Annotated in this window: 16 protein-coding genes and 2 pseudogenes; 7 read left to right on the top strand and 11 right to left on the bottom strand. The window is 59.5% G+C overall.

Annotated features, from left to right (window positions below):
- The first annotated feature begins 171 nt into the window (after positions 1-171).
- Both FEE99_RS08555 and FEE99_RS08560 read left to right on the top strand, forming a co-directional pair.
- Entirely contained in the window at positions 172-852 is a 681-nt protein-coding gene (locus tag FEE99_RS08555) for a Fe2+-dependent dioxygenase (RefSeq protein ID WP_024011586.1), read from the top strand.
- A complete protein-coding gene (locus FEE99_RS08560; RefSeq protein ID WP_041477948.1) occupies positions 849-1598 on the top strand; it encodes a tetratricopeptide repeat protein in 750 nt (249 codons plus the stop codon). Before FEE99_RS08555 ends, FEE99_RS08560 begins: the two co-directional genes overlap by 4 nt.
- A 178-nt stretch (positions 1599-1776) precedes the next feature.
- Here FEE99_RS08560 and FEE99_RS08565 read toward each other — a convergent pair whose 3' ends face one another.
- The 5 genes from FEE99_RS08565 to FEE99_RS08585 all read right to left on the bottom strand — a co-directional run bounded on the left by FEE99_RS08565 (position 1777) and on the right by FEE99_RS08585 (position 7018).
- Complete coding sequence (locus FEE99_RS08565) at positions 1777-2940, bottom strand: type III PLP-dependent enzyme (RefSeq protein WP_016771733.1); 1164 nt, start codon at positions 2938-2940, stop codon at positions 1777-1779.
- A gap of 653 nt (positions 2941-3593) precedes the next feature.
- The gene (locus FEE99_RS08570; RefSeq protein WP_016771732.1) at positions 3594-4751 is read right to left on the bottom strand and encodes an osmoprotectant ABC transporter ATP-binding protein OsmV; all 1158 of its coding nucleotides are present in this window, start codon (positions 4749-4751) and stop codon (positions 3594-3596) included.
- A complete protein-coding gene (locus FEE99_RS08575) occupies positions 4748-5401 on the bottom strand; it encodes an ABC transporter permease (protein ID WP_039759484.1) in 654 nt (217 codons plus the stop codon). The genes FEE99_RS08570 and FEE99_RS08575 overlap by 4 nt, the downstream gene beginning before the upstream one ends.
- 13 nt (positions 5402-5414) lie before the next feature.
- A complete protein-coding gene (locus tag FEE99_RS08580) occupies positions 5415-6308 on the bottom strand; it encodes a glycine betaine ABC transporter substrate-binding protein (RefSeq protein ID WP_041477949.1) in 894 nt (297 codons plus the stop codon).
- A gap of 20 nt (positions 6309-6328) precedes the next feature.
- The gene (locus FEE99_RS08585; protein WP_172667905.1) at positions 6329-7018 is read right to left on the bottom strand and encodes an ABC transporter permease; all 690 of its coding nucleotides are present in this window, start codon (positions 7016-7018) and stop codon (positions 6329-6331) included.
- Positions 7019-7468: 450 nt separating this feature from the next.
- On the opposite strand from FEE99_RS08585, the gene FEE99_RS08590 reads away from it, so the two are divergent.
- The 5 genes and pseudogenes from FEE99_RS08590 (at position 7469) to FEE99_RS08610 (ending at position 12502) form a co-directional block, all read left to right on the top strand.
- Positions 7469-9052: a peptide chain release factor 3 gene (locus FEE99_RS08590; RefSeq protein WP_039759481.1), complete on the top strand. Its 1584-nt coding sequence runs from the start codon at positions 7469-7471 to the stop codon at positions 9050-9052.
- 316 nt (positions 9053-9368) lie between these two features.
- A pseudogene (locus FEE99_RS08595) lies at positions 9369-9899 on the top strand (Fic family protein); the annotation flags it as partial.
- Between the two features lie 12 nt (positions 9900-9911).
- Positions 9912-10103, top strand: a pseudogene (prfC, locus tag FEE99_RS08600) (peptide chain release factor 3); the annotation flags it as partial.
- 845 nt (positions 10104-10948) lie between these two features.
- A complete protein-coding gene (locus FEE99_RS08605) occupies positions 10949-12079 on the top strand; it encodes an MFS transporter (protein ID WP_221264964.1) in 1131 nt (376 codons plus the stop codon).
- A 159-nt stretch (positions 12080-12238) separates the two neighbouring features.
- Positions 12239-12502, top strand: a complete 264-nt coding sequence (locus FEE99_RS08610; protein WP_041477952.1) for a hypothetical protein — start codon at positions 12239-12241, stop codon at positions 12500-12502.
- Positions 12503-12694: 192 nt separating this feature from the next.
- Here the strand turns inward: FEE99_RS08610 and FEE99_RS08615 are convergent, their stop codons facing one another.
- The 6 genes from FEE99_RS08615 to FEE99_RS08640 form a co-directional block, all read right to left on the bottom strand.
- Positions 12695-13675, bottom strand: coding sequence for a peptide ABC transporter ATP-binding protein (locus FEE99_RS08615; RefSeq protein ID WP_041477953.1), 981 nt, complete (start codon positions 13673-13675; stop codon positions 12695-12697).
- On the bottom strand, positions 13675-14643 hold the full coding sequence (locus FEE99_RS08620) for an ABC transporter ATP-binding protein (protein WP_016771722.1): 969 nt from the start codon (positions 14641-14643) through the stop codon (positions 13675-13677). The genes FEE99_RS08615 and FEE99_RS08620 overlap by 1 nt, the downstream gene beginning before the upstream one ends.
- A 10-nt stretch (positions 14644-14653) precedes the next feature.
- Positions 14654-15580: an ABC transporter permease subunit gene (locus FEE99_RS08625; protein ID WP_016771721.1), complete on the bottom strand. Its 927-nt coding sequence runs from the start codon at positions 15578-15580 to the stop codon at positions 14654-14656.
- 11 nt (positions 15581-15591) lie between these two features.
- Positions 15592-16602: an ABC transporter permease subunit gene (locus FEE99_RS08630; protein ID WP_016771720.1), complete on the bottom strand. Its 1011-nt coding sequence runs from the start codon at positions 16600-16602 to the stop codon at positions 15592-15594.
- 73 nt (positions 16603-16675) lie between these two features.
- Positions 16676-18271, bottom strand: a complete 1596-nt coding sequence (locus FEE99_RS08635) for an ABC transporter substrate-binding protein (RefSeq protein WP_024011590.1) — start codon at positions 18269-18271, stop codon at positions 16676-16678.
- 77 nt (positions 18272-18348) lie between these two features.
- Positions 18349-19767: an OprD family porin gene (locus FEE99_RS08640; protein WP_041477955.1), complete on the bottom strand. Its 1419-nt coding sequence runs from the start codon at positions 19765-19767 to the stop codon at positions 18349-18351.
- Positions 19768-19921: the final 154 nt, after the last annotated feature.

Genomic DNA, 19921 nt, shown 5'->3' on the forward strand with positions numbered 1-19921 from the left:
TATAGGGTAAACAGGTATTCGTATCAATTGCGAAACATTGTTATTCGCATTGAATTTACATTCTTTACAATTTGCCCTTACGGTTTCTGCCTGTTCGTTCGTCTCGGGGGTTTTACACAGTCAATAAGAATCAATACCATTGCCGCCTTCTTGCCATCAGGTGACATCGCCATGCTGCTGCACATTCCCGGGCTGTTCGCAAAAGACGAAGTGCAGCGCATCCGGCAGGCGCTGGAGCAGGCGGATTGGGCCGACGGCAAGATCACCGCCGGCTTCCAGTCGGCCAAGGCCAAGCACAATCTGCAACTGCCCGAAGGCCACCCGCTGGCCAAGGAAATCGGCGCGGCGATGCTCGAGCGGCTGTGGAAGAATCCGCTGTTCATGTCTGCCGCACTGCCGCACAAAGTCTTCCCACCGCTAGTGAACTGCTACACGGCCGGCGGCAGTTTCGATTTTCACATCGACAACGCCGTGCGCCAGCCCAAGGGCAGCATCGAGCGGGTGCGCACCGATTTGTCGGCGACGCTGTTCTTCAGCGAGCCGGAAGATTACGACGGCGGCGAACTGGAGATTCAGGACACCTACGGCACCCAGCGCGTGAAGCTGCCGGCCGGCGACATGGTGTTGTATCCGGGCACCAGTTTGCACAAGGTCAATGCGGTCACACGTGGTGCGCGCTATGCGTCGTTTTTCTGGACGCAAAGCCTGGTGCGCGAAGACAGCCAGCGCGCATTGCTGTTTGAAATGGACGGGGCGATTCAGCAGCTGACCCAGGACGTTCCCGATCACCCTTCGCTGATCCGCCTCACCGGCACTTATCACAACTTGCTGCGGCGCTGGGTCGAGGTATGAGTTTCCAGTTGCGCCGCGAGGAAGTCCTCGATGCGGCCGGGTTGGCGGCGATGCTTGAAGAAAGCCCGGCCCGCGCTGCGCAGGCAATTTTGCTGGCGGCGGGCGAGGGCGAGGTTGAAGCGCAGGCGCTGCTTGGGCAGATCCTGCTGGACGGTCAGGGCATCGCGCAGGATCAACCGCTTGCATTGCGCTGGTTCGGCATCGCCGCCGGGCGCGGGCATCTGATGGCGCGCAACATGCTCGGGCGTTGTCATGAGCATGGTTGGGGTTGTGCGGCGGATGCCTCGGTCGCGGCGCAGCATTATCGGATCGCTGCCGAGGCGGGGCTGGACTGGGCGATGTACAACCTGGCCAATCTACTGGCCACCGGGCGCGGGGTGACGGTTGATCATCAGCAGGCGCTGGCGTTGTACCGGCGTGCAGCTGAGTTGGGCCATGCGAAATCGATGAACCTGCTGGGGCGCTATCTGGAGGAAGGGCAGGTGTGTCAGGCGGATCCAATTGCTGCACGCGAGTGGTATCGGCGTTCGGCCGAGGGTGGGGATTTTCGTGGGCAGTTCAGTTATGCAGCGGTGTTGGCGGCTGAGGGGCAGGTTGATGAAGCGGTCGATTGGCTTGAGAAAGCCTTGGCCGCCGGCAATCTGAATTTCCTGCGGGTGGCGAGCCAGACGCTGGCGGGCGCTACGGATCCCAGAATCCAGGCCATGGCCAATCAATATTCCCAACGCTACGCGCAATCCCTGTAGGAGCTGCCGCAGGCTGCGATCTTTTGCCTTTGATTTTTTGAAAGCCAGATCAAAAGATCGCAGCCTGCGGCAGCTCCTACATGAGATTTGCGGACACAAAAAAGCCCATGACACGTCATGGGCTTTTCTCTTGCAGCTTGCAGCTTGCAGCTTGCAGCTCAAAACTTGCAGCTGCTCCTTAAACGTAAAACGACTTCAGCGGCGGAAAGCCATTGAACTCGACCGCGCTGTAGCTGGTGGTGTACGCACCGGTCGACAACCAGTACAAACGATCACCAATCGCCAGGTTCAGCGGCAGGCCATACTTGTAGTTCTCATACATGATGTCGGCGCTGTCGCAGGTCGGGCCGGCGATGACGACTTCTTCCATCTCGCCTTTCTTCTCGGTCCAGATCGGGAACTTGATCGCTTCGTCCATGGTTTCGATCAGGCCGGAGAACTTGCCCACATCGGTATACACCCAACGCTCGACAGCGGTGCGCGATTTGCGCGCAACCAGCACCACTTCGCTGACCAGAATACCGGCGTTGGCGATCAGCGAACGGCCCGGCTCGAGGATGATTTCCGGCAGGTCGTCACCGAAATCTTCCTTGAGGAAGCGAATAATCTCTTCGGCGTAGGTTTCCAGGCTGTTGGTGCGGGTGATGTAGTTGGCCGGGAAGCCGCCGCCCATGTTGATCAGCTTCAGGTGAATGCCGTCTTCTTCTTTCAGACGCTCGAAAATTACTTTGACCTTGGCGATCGCCGCGTCCCAGACGCTGATGTCGCGCTGTTGCGAACCGACGTGGAACGAGATGCCGTACGGCACCAGACCGAGGTCGCGGGCGAGGATCAGCAAGTCCATGGCCATGTCGGTCTGGCAGCCGAACTTGCGCGACAGCGGCCAGTCAGCAGTGGTCGAGCCTTCAGTGAGGATGCGCACATAGACTTTCGAACCCGGTGCAGCCTTGGCGATGTTGCGCAGGTCGGCTTCCGAGTCGGTGGAGAACAGACGCACGCCCTTCTCGTAGAAGTAGCGGATGTCCTTGGATTTCTTGATGGTGTTGCCGTAGCTGATACGGTCCGGGCTGACGCCGCGATCCATGACTTTGTCCAGCTCGTAGATCGAGGCGATGTCGAAGCTCGAGCCCTTGTCTTTGAGCAGGTCGATGATCTCGACGGCCGGGTTGGCCTTGACCGCGTAGTAGACCTTGGCGAATTCGAAACCGGCGCGCAGGTCATCGTAGGCCTGGGCGATCATCGCGGTGTCGATCACCACGAACGGGGTTTCCTGTTTGTCGGCGAACGCCTTCATTTTGTCGAATGTAGCGCGCGCGAAATAGTCTTCGACCTGGATCGACATGCTGGGGACTCCTGCTGGCAAACTAAGTTAATCAATGGGTGCATGAACGCCCTCCGTATCCCCACTTTGGTTCGCCTACTTCCCAAGGCATGTCGCCGAAAGCAAAAAGGCCTGGGGATGTGCAGCTGTCCCTTGGCCTCGCTGTCTCGTCGTCAGTACTTGAGCCGGATGGATCGTTTCCAGCATGGACGTTCGGCGCGAACTTTAGGGCGTGAGGGGCGCGAGATCAACTAAAAATGTCGCGTTTTTGCACGCTTCTGACGTGCGTCGCGTTCATCACTCCTTCTACCCGACCGAGATGACGGGCAGATGTTCCCGGCGAATTTTCGAGTGTTAAAAATACCTGCACGTTCGTGGCTTTTGTCGGCTAGATCACAGGTAAGTGTGATAGCGGCAACATCGGCGACGTTGGCGTCGAGAGAGAGTGTCGAAGGGGGATTTGGACCTTGAAGAAGCTGAATTGACGACGCTCTTGCAGGAGAGGCTGTTGAGATTCTTTGTCACCCAGTGAAGATCAACAAAATTAAGTAGATCCTGTGGGAGCGAGCCTGCTCGCGAAGGCATTTTCACAGCCGCCATCAGCGTCGACTGATATTGCGCTTTCGCGAGCAGGCTCGCTCCCACAGGGATCGGGTTTCAACCACGCAGACGGATTATGCGACCACGGTCTCAGCCGGCGAGACGATACTGGTCTTCATCCCCCGCGAACGCCCCGAACTCAGATAAGCCGCAATCGACTCCTGCGTCACCTCACCGAGGAATACCCGTTCGGCGTCCATTACCGGCAGCCAGGCGCGGTTGAACTCGTACATGCGCGACAACAGGATGCGCAGGTGCTCGTCGTACGCTGCGGTGGCGTTGAACTCGCGCAGGAATTGCGCGCAGGTGCCGGTCTGGCGATGCAGGTCGCGACGGCGCACGTACCCCAGCGCCTTGTTCTCGGCGCAGGTGACCACCACGTAGCGACGGTCGTGCTCGTCCATCAATTCCAGCGCATCGGCCACTGGCGTCTCCGGACTTACCGACGGCGCGTTGTCCGCCGCGTCTTCGGCTTTCACCAACAGCAGGCGTTTGAGCGTGCTGTCCTGACCGACGAAATTGCTGACGAAATCATCCGCCGGATGCGCGAGCAGGGTGTCCGGGTGGTCGATCTGCAGCAGTTTGCCGGCGCGGAAAATGGCGATCTTGTCGCCCAGCTTGATCGCTTCGTCGATGTCGTGGCTGACCATGATCACGGTCTTGTTCAGCGCGCGCTGCATTTCGAAGAATTCGTTCTGGATCATCTCGCGGTTGATCGGGTCGACCGCGCCAAACGGCTCGTCCATCAACAGCAGCGGCGCATCAGCGGCCAAGGCGCGGATCACGCCGATACGCTGTTGCTGACCACCGGACAGTTCACGCGGGTAGCGATGCAGATACTGCTTGGGCTCAAGCTTGATCATGCTCATCAGTTCGCGGGCGCGGTCGTGGCATTTCTGTTTGTCCCAGCCGAGCAGTTTCGGCACCACGACGATGTTCTCTTCGATGGTCATGTTCGGGAACAAGCCGATCTGCTGGATCACGTAACCGATGTTACGGCGCAGGGTCACCTCGTCGAGATCGGTGGTGTCTTCGCCGTTGATGAGGATCTTGCCCGAAGTCGGTTTGATCAGGCGGTTGATCATTTTCAGCGTGGTGCTTTTGCCGCAACCCGATGGCCCGAGGAACACACAGATTTCGCCTTCATTGACGGTCAGGCTCACCGAGTCCACGGCTTTGACATCTTTGCCGTTGCTTTGGAAAGTTTTGCTGAGGTTTTGAAGTTCGATCATTTGAGTAATCCTTTTGGAGTCAAAGAGCGTTGCAGCCACTGCAAAAACAGGTCGGCGAAGATCGCCAGAAGACTGACCAGCAGCGCGCCGACGATAAGCATCGACATGTCACTGCGGCTGATGGAAGCGAGGATCAACACACCGAGGCCGCCGGCGCCGATGGTGGCTGCGATGGTCATCACGCCGATGTTCATCACCACGGCGGTGCGCACGCCAGCGAGGATCACTGGCACCGCAATCGGCAGTTCGACCATGCGCAGGCGCTGGCCGAAGGTCATGCCGATGCCGCGCGCAGCTTCGCGGATGCCCGGTTCAACGCCGGTCAGGGCGAGGTAGGTGTTGCGCATGATCGGCAGCAGCGAATAAAGGAACACGGCGGTGATCGCCGGCAGCGGCCCCAGGCCCTGGCCGAACTTGGAATAGAACGGCAGCAGCAGACCGAACAGGGCGATCGACGGCACGGTCAGCAGCACCGTGGCGCTGGCTTGCAGCGGGCCGGCGAGGGTGGGGAAGCGTGTCATCAGGATGCCCAGCGGCACGCCGATGACGATCGCCAGGGTCACGGCGATGCCGACCAGAGTGATGTGCTGCCAGGTCAGGTGCATTACCTGCTGCCAGTCGAGATGGGAAAAGGCGTTCAGAAATTCCATGACTTCTCCTCTCTTAATTCAGTGGATGCTGGCGCAGGAAATCGGCGGCAACGGACGATGGGCTTTCATGATCGACATCGACCCGCGCGTTGAGTTGGCGCATGGTTTCGTCGTCGAACAGTTCGGCCAGCGGCTTGAGTTGTTCGGCCAGTTTCGGGTTGGCGTCCAGCGTGGCCTGACGCACCACGGGAGCGGCGGTGTAGTCGGGGAAGTAATGCTTTTCGTCTTCCAGCAATTTCAGGCCGAAGGCATTGAGCCGGCCATCGGTGGTATAGACCAGACCGGCAAACACCTGACCGTTACGCAGCGCGGTGTAGACCAGGCCGGCGTCCATCTGGCGGATGTTCTTGCGGGTCAGGTTCATGTCGTAGAGCTTGACCATGCCGTCGAGACCGTCGGAGCGGTTGGCGAACTCGGTATCCAGCGCCACCAGGTGGTTGGTCTTGGCCTCGGCGCGCAGCACTTTGTTGAGCTGGCTGATGTTGCCGATCTGCGGATATTGCTCGGCGATTTTTTTCGGCAGAGCGAGGGCGTAGGTGTTGCTGAATTTCGACGGCGTCAGCCAGATCAGGCCTTTTTTCGCGTCGAGCTCTTTGACCCGGGCGTAGGACTGCGCGCTGTCGAGTTTTTCCGTGACATGGTTGTAGGCCACCAGCGACACGCCGGTGTATTCCCAGAGCAGGTCCAATTGGCCGCTTTCGTGGGCGCTGCGCGCGAGGTTGCTGCCCAGACCGCCGGTGATCTGCGCGTCATAGCCTTTGCTGCGCAGGTATTGCGCGGTGATTTCGGCGAGCAGGGTCTGCTCGGTGAAGACCCGGGCGCCGAGGCGGATGACCGGTTTTTCAGCGGCTTGCGTGATTCCTGCGAACAGCAGGACGCAGCCTAAGATCAAGCTAAGTCGTTTCATAAATATTCCTTCGCAAAGCCTTAAGACGGGCGCAAACCGCGTTCCAGCCAGAGACGGCTGGCGAGGGTGACCACGCCATCGAGCAACAGCGCCAACAGCGCGGTGCACGCGGCGCCGAGCAGCAGTTGCGGCTGGTTGTTCAGGGCGATGCCAGGGAAGATCAGGCTGCCGAGGCTGTTGGCGCCGATCAGGAACGCCAGCGGCGCAGTGCCGACATTGATCGCCAGTGCGACACGCACGCCACCGACGATGATCGGCACGGCGTTGGGCAATTCGACTTTCCACAGCACTTGGCGCGGCGTCATGCCGATGCCGACAGCGGCTTCTTTCAGCGAGCCCTGCACATTTTTCAGGCCTTCATAGGTGTTGCGCACAATCGGCAACAGCGAGGCGAGGAACAGGGCGAAGATCGCCGGGCCACTGCCGATGCCGAGGATGCCCAGCGCAATCGCGAGCACGGCCAGCGGTGGCACGGTATTGCCAATATTGAAGATCTGCATGAAGCGTTCGGCGCGGCCGACCATGGTCGGGCGGCTGAGGAAGATACCGGCGGGAATGCCCACAACAAGGGCGGCCAGCATGGAAGCGAGGACGAGAATCAGATGAGCTTGCAGGTAAAACAACAAATCGTCGCGGTAGTGTTCGATCGTGTTGATGCCGATCCAGTGGACCAGCAGGGCCAGGAGCGCGATCACCACCGCACCTCCCATCAGCCCTTTGCCATAGCGGATAGCCACAGGCGGACTCCTTTTTTTGTAGTCGGCGAGCGCAGTCCCGTGTGGCATGCCAAGCCTTGGCTGCCGGGAGCGTCGTTCGCGAAAAGTAGCCGTTTTTCAGAGCCGGCAAAGCGGTCTGAAAGCGAGCCATGAGCGCAGCCTCGTCAGGCTAACTTGCTGATTTTTCAGCCCCTGACGAAAGTTCGTAACAGGGGATGGACGTCTCCGTGCTTTAAAAGGTTCCCACGTTAGACACTATTTGGCCACCCTGTTGGAGCTGCCGAAGGCTGCGATCTTTTGACTTTGCTGCTGAAAACAAGATCAAAAGATCGCAGCCTTCGGCAGCTCCTACGGGGTTTTGCGCGGCCGAGGGACGGTGGTTTGGCGATCACTTTTTAAGCTATACTCGCCGCCCTTTTTTGAATCACCGCCAGGCGATTTCCCATGACCCAACAGGCCGCCGAAGTCGCGAAACGCCGCACTTTCGCCATTATTTCCCACCCCGATGCCGGTAAAACCACAATCACCGAAAAGCTCCTGTTGATGGGCAAGGCGATTGCAGTGGCCGGTACGGTGAAATCCCGTAAATCCGATCGCCATGCGACATCCGACTGGATGGAGATGGAGAAGCAACGGGGTATTTCCATTACCACGTCGGTCATGCAGTTCCCGTATCGCGAACACATGATCAACCTGCTCGACACCCCGGGCCACGAAGACTTCTCCGAAGACACCTACCGCACCCTGACAGCGGTGGACTCGGCCTTGATGGTGCTCGACGGCGGTAAGGGCGTAGAGCCACGGACCATTGCGCTGATGGACGTCTGCCGTCTGCGTGACACGCCGATCGTCAGCTTCATCAACAAACTCGACCGTGACATTCGCGACCCGATCGAACTGCTCGACGAGATCGAAGCCGTTCTGAAGATCAAGGCTGCGCCGATCACCTGGCCGATCGGTTGCTACCGCGATTTCAAGGGCGTGTATCACCTGGCCGACGACTACATCATCGTTTACACCGCCGGTCATGGTCACGAGCGCACCGAAACCAAGATCATCGAAAAACTCGACTCCGACGAGGCGCGCGCGCACTTGGGCGACGAGTACGATCGTTTCATCGAGCAGCTGGAACTGGTGCAGGGCGCCTGTCACGAATTCAACCAGCAGGAATTCCTCGACGGCCAACTGACCCCGGTGTTCTTCGGTACGGCGCTGGGCAACTTCGGTGTCGACCACGTGCTCGATGCTGTCGTCGATTGGGCGCCGCGTCCGCTGGCCCGTGTGGCCAACGAGCGTACGGTCGAGCCGGTGGAAGAGAAGTTCTCGGGCTTCATCTTCAAGATCCAGGCGAACATGGACCCGAAACACCGCGACCGCATCGCCTTCATGCGTATCTGCTCCGGCAAGTACGAAAAAGGCATGAAGATGCGCCACGTGCGCACCGGCAAGGACGTGCGCATCGGCGACGCCCTGACGTTCTTCTCCTCCGAGCGTGAACAGCTCGAAGAAGCCTACGCTGGCGACATCATCGGTCTGCACAACCACGGTACGATCCAGATTGGCGACACCTTCAGCGAAGGCGAAGTCCTCGGTTTCACCGGTATTCCGCACTTCGCCCCGGAACTGTTCCGTCGCGTGCGTCTGCGCGATCCGCTGAAATCCAAGCAGTTGCGTCAGGGGCTGCAGCAGTTGGCGGAAGAGGGCGCGACGCAGGTGTTCTTCCCCGAGCGCAGCAACGACATCATTCTCGGCGCCGTCGGTGTGCTGCAGTTCGATGTGGTCGCCAGCCGTTTGAAAGAGGAATACAAGGTCGAGTGCTCGTATGAGCCGATCACTGTGTATTCGGCGCGCTGGATCGAGTGCGACGACAAGAAGAAGCTTGAGGAGTTTTCCAACAAGGCGGTGGAGAACCTCGCGCTGGATGGCGGTGGTCACCTGACTTACCTGGCGCCGACGCGGGTGAATCTGGCGTTGATGGAAGAGCGCTGGCCGGATGTGAAATTCCGCGCGACGCGGGAGCATCATTAAGGTTTGAGGTGTTTTTCTGAAAGCCCCTGAGGTGTAGGCCTTGGGGGCTTTTTTATGGGCTGCCGGTTTTGGTCTTGGCTTTTGGGCCGAGCATGGTCTTTCTTCATAACGTGCGCTGGGTTGGAGAACAATACGACGCTTGAAATCCATTTTGAAGACACGACATGCGCACATGTCGTCGTCAGCGACATGAGATCATGACGTGTCGTCAAAATCTCAAAAAAGCGACACGTAGAGCGCACATGTTTACACTGACGCCATAAGGGGGCGCATACAGGTGTCCTTACCTTAATGTTTATCCCAAGGATCAGGCCCGATTCACCCGTTTACCGATGGCAACGGCCGTACCGGACGAGTGCTCAATACTCTGTACCTCATTCAAGAAGGTTTGCTGAACCTGCCGATCCTTTACCTCAGCCGTTACATCATCGCGCACCGCGCCGAGTACTATCGATTGCTGCTCGATGTCACTCGCGAGCAAGCATGGGAACCCTGGCTGCTTTACATGCTCAGCGCTGTGGAGGAAACCGCCCGCTGGACCAGCGCCAAAATCGCCGCCATCCGCAGCCTGTCCGAGCACACCACCCAGTTTGTTCGAGAGCAACTACCAAAAACATATTCCCGCGAGCTGGTGGACGTCATTTTCGAGCAACCCTACTGCCGCATCAGCAACGTCGTTGATAAACAGATTGCCCAGCGTCAAGCCGCCTCCCGCTACCTCAAAGAGCTGGTCGCCATTGGCGTTCTGCAAGAAGTGCAGGTCGGTAAGGAAAAGCTGTTCATCCATCCCAGGCTGATGCAATTACTGATTCGCGACAGCAACGACTTCAGGGCCTATGCCTTGTAACATCGTTGCGTCTCCAGGCAGTTGCGTCAGGGTCTGCAGCAGTTGGCGGAAGAGGGCGCGACGCAGGGGTTCTTCCCGGAGCGCAGCAACGACATCATGCTCAGCGCCGCGTCTGTGCTGCAGTTCGATGTGGTCGCCAGCCGTTTGAAAGAGGAATACAAGGTCGAGTGCTCATATGAGCCGATCACTGTTTATTCCGCGCGACGTGTGAGCATCATTGAAAGCCCCTGAGGTGTAGGCCTTGGGGGCTTTTTTATGGGCTGCCGGTTTTGGTCTTGGCGGCCTTTGGGCCGACCAGGCTGTTGGGGTTTTGGGTGAATATCCGTTTTTTGCTTTGCTGCGGCTGGCGGTTTCGCCCTTACGGCGAGTCACCTTTTTCAAACGCCAAAAAGGTAACCGAAAAGGCTTGCTCCTGCGTTCGGCCCTCGCAGGCTCGGGTTCCTTCGCTCCGGGATCGATCCGGGCGCAGCGGCTCCGGTTTGCTTCGCTGCACCTCCTTCCGCTGTGTTCGACTTCGTCGAACGGTCGCTGCGCTCCCACGCCCGGATCAATCCCTCCACTCAGCCTTCCGACGTCGCCGGTGGATCAACAGCAAGATCAAAAGCACTCGAGCTTGCGCTCATTGTTGAGTGGGGCGGCTTTGCCGCGGGCAGCTGCGCTGCTTTGCTTTTGCTTTTGTGGGAGCGAGCCTGCTCGCGATGGCGGCCTGACAGTCGGCCCGTTTCTTGAGGTCGTCCCCAATCCAATTGTGGGAGCGAGCCTGCTCGCGAAGGCGATCTGCGAGCCGACGATTTTCTGTTTGATGCACTCAATCCAACTCTGCTGGTGGTGAGTGCGAGCTTGAAAAGCAAGGTCAAAAGTTCTCAGCCTGCGGCATGTCCTACAGCAGTTGTAGGGCGAATCCTTTTTTTCCTGGTATTGGTGTGCAGGTGTGCGACAACCGCCGTGTTGATCGTTAGTGTTTCAATCCCTGCAAGTCGTTCGAAGAGGTCAATGGAGTGACAAGTCGGCTGAATCCCCTGTTGCTTCTTGAAGGCTATTTCACCCCCATGGCCTGGGTCCTCGCGGCTCTGTTGTTCATCAACCGCCTCAGCGCCATGGTCAAGTTGTTCATGGCGCTGTACCTGCGTCAGGAATTGGGGCTGGCGATTGAAACCGTCGGCTGGTTGCTGTCGGCCTATGGCGCTGGGTTGCTGGTCGGTTCGATGCTCGGTGGCTGGCTCAGTGATCACGTGCGCACGGCGCGGCTGACGGCGGCGCTGTTTTTCGTTTCGGTGTGGGTGCTGATGCTGTTGGGGCTGGTGACGCAGGTGCCTTGGCTCGCCGGTTTGCTATTGCTTAGCGGTGTCATCGATGGGGCGATTCGGACGTTGCATCAGCGGCTGATCATGGAGTATTGCGAAGTCGCGCAACGCTCGCGTGCGCAGGCCCTGAGTCGGGTCGCGCGTAATCTGGGCATGGCCGCTGCCGGGGTGGCGGGTGGGGTGTTGGCGCAGGCGGATTTTCGTTGGGTGTTTTTTGCCAGTGCAGCGATGACGATGCTGGCGTTGCTGTGGTTCGTGCGCACAACGTGGCGGCGGCCGGTGCTGGTGGTTGGAGACGAATCCACCGATGGCTCGAGCGTGCCGCTTCGCGACAAGCCGTTCCTCTGGCTGCTGGCGGCGACGGCCGTGCTCGGCATTGCATTCGACACGGTCTACAGCACGCTGGGCAATTATCTGCGTGATTACTACCACCTGAGCACAGAGGCGATCGGCTGGCAGTTCGGGCTCAATGCGCTGTTGGTGATCGCGCTGCAGATCCCGCTGTCGCATTCGGTCGAACGCTGGGGCTCGCGTTGGCAGATGCTCGTTGGCAGTGTGCTGTTGGCCTGTGGATTGGGGATGTTGCCGTTTGGTTCCGGGTTGGCCTTTGTCTGTCTGTCGACGCTGATCTGGACGCTGGGCGAGGCGCTGTTCATGCCGCCATTGAATGTACTGGCGATGCAGTTTGCCCAGAGCGGCAAGAGCGGTCAGTACTTCGGGCTGTTCTTCATGAGCTGGAGCGCCAGCGCGTTGTTGTCGCCGGTGCTCAGCGGTCAACTCTACGGCCAGTTTGGCGGGCACAGTGTGTGGCTGATGAGTGCGCTGCTGGTGCTGCTCTCTATTCCGTTGACCTGGCAGGCCACGCGCGGCGCTTAGCTGTTTCGGTTATCGGGGTTATTCGAAAGCAATCTGTGTATCGATGGCATTTCTCCCCGCACCGCCGCGTCCTAAGTGGTGAGCCGGGCGGATCGCGACTAGATTTCACACGGAGCCAGTCCGGCAAGCATATCTTAGCGCAACAGGATGGAGTCGGCCATGAAAAGCAGATTGCTACGGGTTTTGATGTTGTTGAAAGTGATGGTGATGCTGTCCCTCGGCACGGCAACGGCCTGGGCCGAATGCGAGGATCACGAATCTCAGGCGTTTAACGGGCAGGCCGGGCATAGCGGGCTGATGCTGGCCAAATCCGAGTCGGAGCCGGGGGATATGAATCAGGGCGGCAGCGCCGAAGATGATGACTCGACGACCGACGAGCCGGACACCGATGATCCGGATGACGAAGGCGATAGCCAGACATAGATCGCCGGCCAAAGAAAAACCCCTTCTGCCTCGACTGATGCGCAATCGAGGTGGTGGGGGTTTGGTTAACTCTGGTTCAACGCCAATTCCCGGTAGGAGCTGCGGAACGCTGCGATCTTTTGATCTTGCTTCTGAAAATCAAAAGATCGCAGCCTCGTTGCACTCGTCAGCTCCTACGGGTTTTGCCGTGGCTTACGCCGCGCCGTCGAGAAACTGCTCGGCGTAGTGGCAAGCCACCTGCCGATTATCCAGCTCACGCAACAGCGGCTCTTCGGTGCTGCAGCGTTCGGTCGCGTACGGGCAGCGCTTGTGGAAAGCACAGCCCGGTGGCGGGTTCAGCGGGTTGGGCAGTTCGCCGACGATCTTGATTTTCGGCTTGTTCGGGTCCGGGTGGATGGTCGGGGTCGCCGACAGCAGCGCCTGGGTGTACGGGTGCAGCGGGCGTTCGTAGATGTCGTTTTTCGGACCCAATTCCACCGGGCGGCCGAGGTACATCACCATCACGTCATCGGCCACGTGCTGCACCACCGCGAGGTTGTGCGAGATGAACACGTAGGCGGTGTTGAACTCCTGCTGCAAATCCATGAACAGGTTCAGCACTTGGGCCTGAATCGATACGTCCAGCGCCGAAGTCGGTTCGTCCGCGACCAGCACTTTCGGTTGCAGCATCATTGCGCGCGCCAGAGCGATACGCTGGCGCTGACCGCCGGAGAACATGTGCGGATAGCGCTGGTAATGCTCGGGCCGCAAGCCGACCTGCTTCATCATCGCCTGGACTTTCTCGCGACGTTCGCTGGCCGACAGCTTGGTGTTGATCAGCAGCGGCTCGGCCAGTTGATCACCGATTTTCTGCCGTGGGTTCAACGACGCGTACGGGCTCTGGAACACCATCTGCACGTCTTTGCGCAGTTGCTTGCGCTCGGCCTTGTCGGCGCCGGCGACTTCCTGGCCGGCGATCTGCAGCGAACCCGACGACGGCTCTTCGATCAGCGTCAGCGCGCGGGCGAGGGTGGATTTGCCGCAGCCCGACTCACCCACTACGGCGAGGGTCTTGCCGGCTTCCAGTTCGAACGACACGCCGTTGAGCGCGCGCACGGTGGCGTGGCCCTTGAACAGGCCACGGGAGACTTCGTAGTGACGGGTCAGGTCGCGGGCGGTAAGTACGACGGCCATTACGCCACCTCCTGGTTCAGCGGGTAGAAGCAGCGGGCGAGGCTGTTGGCTTTCGGATCAAGGCCCGGACGCTGGGTGCGGCAGTTGTCCTGCACGTACGGGCAGCGCGGCGACAGCAGGCACCCCTGCGGACGGTCGTAGCGGCCCGGAACGATGCCCGGCAGGGTCGACAGGCGCGAGGCGCCGAGGCTGTGCTCGGGAATCGCCTTGAGCAGCGCTTCGCTGTACGGGTGCGCCGGGATGTCGAACAGTTGCGGCACCTGACCGACTTCCACGGCCTGGCCGGCATACATCACGCAGACGCGCTGGGCAGTTTCCGCCACGACGGCGAGGTCGTGGGTGATCAGCACCAGGCCCATGTTCTGCTCTTTCTGCAACGCCAGCAGCAGATCCATGATCTGCGCCTGAATCGTTACGTCCAGCGCCGTGGTCGGTTCGTCGGCGATCAACAGTTTCGGCTCGCCGGCAATCGCCATGGCGATCGCGACACGCTGGCTCATACCGCCAGACAGTTGATGCGGATAGGCGTCCATGCGGCTGGCGGCGCCCGGTATCTCGACTTTTTCCAGCAGTTCGATGGCACGCTTGCGCGCTTGCTTGCCGGACATTTTCAGGTGCAGGCGCAGCACTTCCTCGATCTGGAAACCGACGGTGTAGCTCGGGTTCAGTGCGGTCATCGGGTCCTGGAAGACCATCGACAGGTCTTTGCCGACGATCTGCCGACGCTGACGGTTGCTCAGTTTGAGCATGTCCTTGCCGTCGAAGCTGAGCGAGTCGGCGGTGACGATGCCGGGGTGCTCGATCAGGCCCATCAGCGCCATCATGGTCACGGATTTACCCGAACCCGACTCGCCAACGATGGCCAGCACTTCGCCTTTGTCGACTTTCAGGTCGAGGCCGTCGACCACCGGGGTCGCGGTCTTGTCGCCGAAGCGGACGTTGAGATTCTTGATTTCTAGCAGTGACATTTGAATCTCCTCAGGCGGCGTTCTTGAGTTTCGGATCCAGCGCATCGCGCAGGCCGTCGCCCATCAAGTTGATTGCCAGCACGCTGAGCAAAATGGTCAGACCAGGCAGGCTCACCACCCACCAGGCGCGTTCGATGTAGTCGCGGGCCGAGGCCAGCATGGTGCCCCACTCAGGGGTTGGCGGTTGTACGCCGAGGCCGAGGAAGCCCAGTGCGGCGGCATCGAGAATCGCCGAAGAGAAGCTCAGGGTTGCCTGCACGATCAGCGGCGCCATGCAGTTGGGCAGCACGGTGATGAACATCAGGCGCGGCAGACCGGCACCGGCCAGACGCGCGGCGGTGACGTAGTCGCGGTTCAGTTCGCCCATGACGGCGGCACGGGTCAGACGCACGTAGGACGGCAGGGAAACCACGGCAATCGCGATCACGGTGTTGATCAGGCCAGGGCCGAGGATGGCGACAATCGCCACGGCCAGCAGCAGCGACGGCAGGGCGAGCATGATGTCCATCAGACGCATGATGGTCGGGCCGACCACTTTCGGGAAGAAACCGGCAAACAGACCCAGCAGGATCCCCGGAATCAGCGACATCACCACCGACGACAAGCCGATCAGCAGCGACAGGCGCGAACCCTGGATCAGACGCGACAGCAGGTCACGGCCGAGTTCGTCGGTGCCGAGCAGGAACTGCATCTGCCCGCCTTCGAGCCACGCCGGCGGCGTCAGCAGGAAGTCACGGTATTGCTCGCTCGGGTTATGCGGCGCGACCCACGGCGCGAAGATCGCGCAGAAGATGATCAGCAGCATGAACAGCAGGCCGGCAACGGCGCCCTTGTTCTTCGAGAACGCTTGCCAGAATTCTTTGTACGGCGACGGGTACAGCAGGCTTTGATCCACGGCGGACGTGGCGGTGGCTACTGAGGATGTTGGAGTGCTCATGGGTATTGACCTCAGCGCTGATGACGGATGCGTGGGTTGGCAAAGCCGTAGAGGATGTCCACCACGAAGTTGACCAGAATCACCAGGCAGGCGATTAACAGGATGCCGTTTTGCACCACCGGATAGTCCCGGGCGCCGATGGCTTCGATCAGCCATTTACCGATGCCGGGCCAAGAGAAGATGGTTTCGGTCAGGACCGCACCGGCCAGCAAAGTACCGACTTGCAGACCTACAACCGTCAGCACCGGAATCAGTGCGTTGCGCAGACCATGCACGAACACCACGCGCGACGGCGACAGGCCTTTGGCCTTGGCGGTGCGGATGTAGTCTTCGCGCAGCACTTCGAGCATCGACGAACGGGTCATCCGCGCGATTACCGCCAGTGGAATGGTGCCGAGCACGATGGCCGGCAGGATCAGGTGATGGAGGGCGTCGAAGAACGCGCCGACGTCATCGGCCAGCAGCGTGTCGATCAGCATGAAGCCGGTCTTCGGCTCGATGTCATACAGCAGGTCGATGCGCCCGGACACCGGGGTCCAGCCCAGGCTCACCGAGAAGAACATGATCAGGATCAGGCCCCACCAGAAGATCGGCATCGAATAGCCCGCGAGGGAGATGCCCATCACCCCGTGGTCGAACAGCGATCCTCGTTTGAGTGCCGCGATCACCCCGGCCAGAAGCCCGAGGATGCCAGCGAACAGCAGGGCGGCCATGGACAGTTCCAGGGTCGCCGGGAAAAGAGAGGTGAACTCGGTCCACACACTTTCACGGGTACGCAACGACTCACCGAGATCGCCCTGGGCCAGTTTGCCGATGTAGTCCAGATACTGGGCATACAGCGGCTTGTTCAGCCCCAGGCGTTCCATTGCCTGAGCGTGCATTTCGGGGTCGACCCGACGTTCGCCCATCATCACTTCCACGGGGTCGCCCGGAATCATGCGAATCAACGCGAAAGTCAGCAAGGTGATGCCGAAAAACGTGGGGATCAACAACCCCAGTCGGCGGGCAATAAAACTAAACATCTTGTGTGGTACCTCATCAGCCGGTTAGGCGTGCCCGGTGTTCCATAGGTCAGGAGCACCGGGCGTTTCTTATCTACTTCACCTGGGTGGTGGCGAAGTTATTAGTGGTGAGAGGGCTGATGTGGTAGCCCTCTACATTGTTGCGCATTGCAGTGAACATCCGAGTATGGGCCATGCTGATCCATGGCTGGTCCTGATTAAACAGCACTTGGGCCTGTTCGTAGAGCGCGGCGCGTTCGGCCGGATCTACTTTAGCCCGCGCTTCATCCAGCAGTGCCTGGAATTTCTCGTTGCACCAGCGTGCGTAGTTTTCGCCGTTCTTGGCGGCCTCGCAACTGAGCATAGGCGTCAGGAAGTTATCCGGGTCGCCGTTGTCGCCCGCCCATCCGGCCGAGACCATGTCGTGCTCGCCGGCCTTGGCGCGCTTGAGCATCTCGCCCCATTCCATCACGCGGATGTCGATCTTGATCCCGACTTTCGCCAGGTCAGCCTGCATCATCTGCGCACCGAGCATCGGGTTGGGGTTGGTCGGACCGCCGCCGTTGCGGGTGAACAGGGTGAAGGTGGTGCCTTCCGGAACCCCGGCTTCCTTGAGCAGGGCGCGTGCCTTGTCGAGGTCGCGTGGCGGGTTCTTCAGGTCATGGTTGTAGCCGAGCAGGGTCGGCGGGTACGGGTTGACCGCCACCGACGCGTTACCCTTGCCGAACAGCGCGTTGACGTAGGCTTCCTTGTCGAACGCGATGTCGATGGCTTTGCGCACGCGTACGTCGCTCATGTACTTGTGCTGGGTGTTCATGGCGATGTACGAAACGGTCATCGCGTCCAGCTCGTCGACTTTCAGCTTGCTGTCTTTCTTGATGCTCGGAATGTCATCCGGTTTCGGATACAGCGCAACCTGGCACTCGTTGGCCTTGAGCTTTTGCAGGCGCACGTTGTTGTCGGTGGCGATCGCCAGGATCAACGCGTCGGCCGGCGGCTTGCCACGGAAGTAATCCGGGTTGGCCTTGAAGCGCACCTGCGCATCCTTGGCGTAACGCTGGAAGATGAACGGGCCGGTGCCGATCGGCTTGTTGTTCAGATCGCCAGTCTTGTTGGCCTTGAGCAACTGGTCGGCGTATTCGGCCGGGTAGATCGACGAGAAGGCCATGGCGATGTCGGCCAGGAACGGCGCTTCGCGGCGGGTCAGGGTGAACTTGACCGTGTTGTCGTCGACTTTCTCGACGCTTTTCAGCAGTTCCTTGAAGCCCATGCTTTCAAAGTACGGGAAGCCCACGCTCGACAGTTTGTGCCACGGGTGATTCGGGTCCAGCTGACGCTGGAAGCTCCAGACCACGTCGTCGGCGTTCATGTCGCGGGTCGGCTTGAAGTATTCGGTGGTGTGAAACTTGACGCCTTTGCGCAGGTGGAACGTGTAGGTCAGGCCGTCTTCGCTGATGTCCCAGGACTCGGCGAGTGCCGGGATCACCTCGGTGGTGCCGGGCTTGAAATCGGCCAGGCGATTGAAGATGGTTTCGGCCACAGCGTCCGCCGTGACTGCAGTTGTGTACTGGACCATATCGAAGCCTTCCGGGCTGGCTTCGGTGCAGACCACCAAGGGTTTGGCCGAGGCGCCGACAGCGACACTCAGCAACGCAGCCGCGATGGCCGCACGTAGGGGAAGCATTTTCATCGATAACCCTCTGCAATCGGTTGAAGACAGAAAACCGAACGGCCGACTCATCATGAGTCAGCCGTCGGTTGGCGTTTTTACAGAATGTTGAACGGGATGGTGGTCACGAGACGGAACTCGTTGATGCTGCCATCCAGCTGATTATCACTGGCACGGTGCGCAGTGTAGGTGGCGCGGATGGCCGTGGCTTTGAGCGGACCACTTTGAACCGCGTAAGCAGCACCGATTCCGTATTCGTAGTGGTGTTCGCCGTCCATCGCCAGCACGCTGTCATAAGCGCCGCCTTTATAGTGGGTACCGTCGATGCCCCAACCACGAGCGCTGTAGACGTTGAACTTCAAGCCAGGCACGCCATATTCAGCCATGTTCAGACCGTAAGCGACTTGGAAGGATTTCTCGTTCGGGCCGTTGAAGTCCGAGAGCAGGGAGTTGGCCAGGTAGATACCGTTGGTTTCGTGCAGGTAGTCGAAGTACTCGTTGCCGTTAATTTCCTGGTACGAGAACGTCAGGCTATGGGCCTGGTGAGTCAGACCCAGGGACAGCGAGTACGTATCGTTGTCGATGTCACCCAGCTTGGCTTTACCTTCATCCACGGTCTTGTAGTAGTTCAGGCCGGTGGTCAGGCTCAGAATCTGGCTGTCGCCCAGTTCGTGGGTGGCGCCGAAGTAGTACTGTTTCCACATGTCTTCAGCTTGGGTGGCCCACAAGCTGGTTTTCAGGCTGGCAAACGGCTGATAGGAAATACCAGCGGTGTTGACGTGATCAATTTCAATGATCGAATCAGCGTATTCGGAACGGAACTTGCGCTGGCTTTCTTCTGTACGCGGCGAGTTCTGATCGAACGTCGCGATGTCGAAGGTCAGGTTTTCCAGCTCTTCACTGTGCAGGCTGACGCCTTGAAAGCTCGAAGGCAGGGGACGGTTGCCGATCACGTCAACCATCGGGCTGCTGAAGTTCTGGCGGCCAGCGGTCAGGGTGGTATTGGAAACCCGAGCTTTGACGTTAGCCAAGCCCAGTTTGCTCCATTGGCCTTCAGCGTCACCGCCGTTACGGGTCAGAGTACGGTTGTTGCCTGGGCGCTCGAGACCGGCTTCCGGAGCGCCGCCGTTGCCGGATGCAAGGTTTTTGCGATCACGCTCCAGCGCAATGGCGTTGTACAGCGCAACTTCGGTGCTGATACCGACAGTACCTTCGGTGAACCCGGAGTTGTACTTGATGATGGTCCCCTGTACCCAGTTGATGCGGCGATCAGTGGTTTGCAGCGTGTCGTTATGTTTATAGCGGAATTTGGCGCCACGCTTGAGTTCTTCGTTGGCGTACCAGTTACGCGTCGATCCAGTAATCGACTGACCTTCCAGAAAGCCGGTGGCCTCAGCTTGGGCGCTTTTGGTGTTGACGGTCACCGGGGTGAACGCCTGGCTCTGGGTTTCCGCATAAGCCGTGGCGGTGATGCTGCTGATGGCCAGGGCCAGTATCGCGGTGCTGCTCAGTTTCATGGGTGAAGCTCCTTTACTTTCTTTTTATCCCGGCTTTTTTTGGTATGCCGGTTATTGGTTTAGAACTCGTTCACACATCGCAAACGTTTGCAAAAAGCCGGATTGGCGAATTTAGGCAAAGCGCTTGCGTGAGGGGAGTAGACGGCTCCCCTCA

Source organism: Pseudomonas sp. ef1 (genome assembly GCF_007293365.2).
Taxonomy (GTDB): domain Bacteria; phylum Pseudomonadota; class Gammaproteobacteria; order Pseudomonadales; family Pseudomonadaceae; genus Aquipseudomonas; species Aquipseudomonas siliginis.

Bases quoted from the DNA above. Each gene is read 5' to 3' on its own strand.
- FEE99_RS08555 (WP_024011586.1), top strand. From the start codon at position 172: ATGCTGCTGCACATTCCCGGGCTGTTCGCAAAAGACGAAGTGCAGCGC.
- FEE99_RS08560 (WP_041477948.1), top strand. From the start codon at position 849: ATGAGTTTCCAGTTGCGCCGCGAGGAAGTCCTCGATGCGGCCGGGTTG.
- FEE99_RS08565 (WP_016771733.1), bottom strand. From the start codon at position 2,940: ATGTCGATCCAGGTCGAAGACTATTTCGCGCGCGCTACATTCGACAAA.
- FEE99_RS08570 (WP_016771732.1), bottom strand. From the start codon at position 4,751: ATGATCGAACTTCAAAACCTCAGCAAAACTTTCCAAAGCAACGGCAAA.
- FEE99_RS08575 (WP_039759484.1), bottom strand. From the start codon at position 5,401: ATGGAATTTCTGAACGCCTTTTCCCATCTCGACTGGCAGCAGGTAATG.
- FEE99_RS08580 (WP_041477949.1), bottom strand. From the start codon at position 6,308: ATGAAACGACTTAGCTTGATCTTAGGCTGCGTCCTGCTGTTCGCAGGA.
- FEE99_RS08585 (WP_172667905.1), bottom strand. From the start codon at position 7,018: ATGGGAGGTGCGGTGGTGATCGCGCTCCTGGCCCTGCTGGTCCACTGG.
- FEE99_RS08590 (WP_039759481.1), top strand. From the start codon at position 7,469: ATGACCCAACAGGCCGCCGAAGTCGCGAAACGCCGCACTTTCGCCATT.
- FEE99_RS08605 (WP_221264964.1), top strand. From the start codon at position 10,949: ATGGCCTGGGTCCTCGCGGCTCTGTTGTTCATCAACCGCCTCAGCGCC.
- FEE99_RS08610 (WP_041477952.1), top strand. From the start codon at position 12,239: ATGAAAAGCAGATTGCTACGGGTTTTGATGTTGTTGAAAGTGATGGTG.
- FEE99_RS08615 (WP_041477953.1), bottom strand. From the start codon at position 13,675: ATGGCCGTCGTACTTACCGCCCGCGACCTGACCCGTCACTACGAAGTC.
- FEE99_RS08620 (WP_016771722.1), bottom strand. From the start codon at position 14,643: ATGTCACTGCTAGAAATCAAGAATCTCAACGTCCGCTTCGGCGACAAG.
- FEE99_RS08625 (WP_016771721.1), bottom strand. From the start codon at position 15,580: ATGAGCACTCCAACATCCTCAGTAGCCACCGCCACGTCCGCCGTGGAT.
- FEE99_RS08630 (WP_016771720.1), bottom strand. From the start codon at position 16,602: ATGTTTAGTTTTATTGCCCGCCGACTGGGGTTGTTGATCCCCACGTTT.
- FEE99_RS08635 (WP_024011590.1), bottom strand. From the start codon at position 18,271: ATGAAAATGCTTCCCCTACGTGCGGCCATCGCGGCTGCGTTGCTGAGT.
- FEE99_RS08640 (WP_041477955.1), bottom strand. From the start codon at position 19,767: ATGAAACTGAGCAGCACCGCGATACTGGCCCTGGCCATCAGCAGCATC.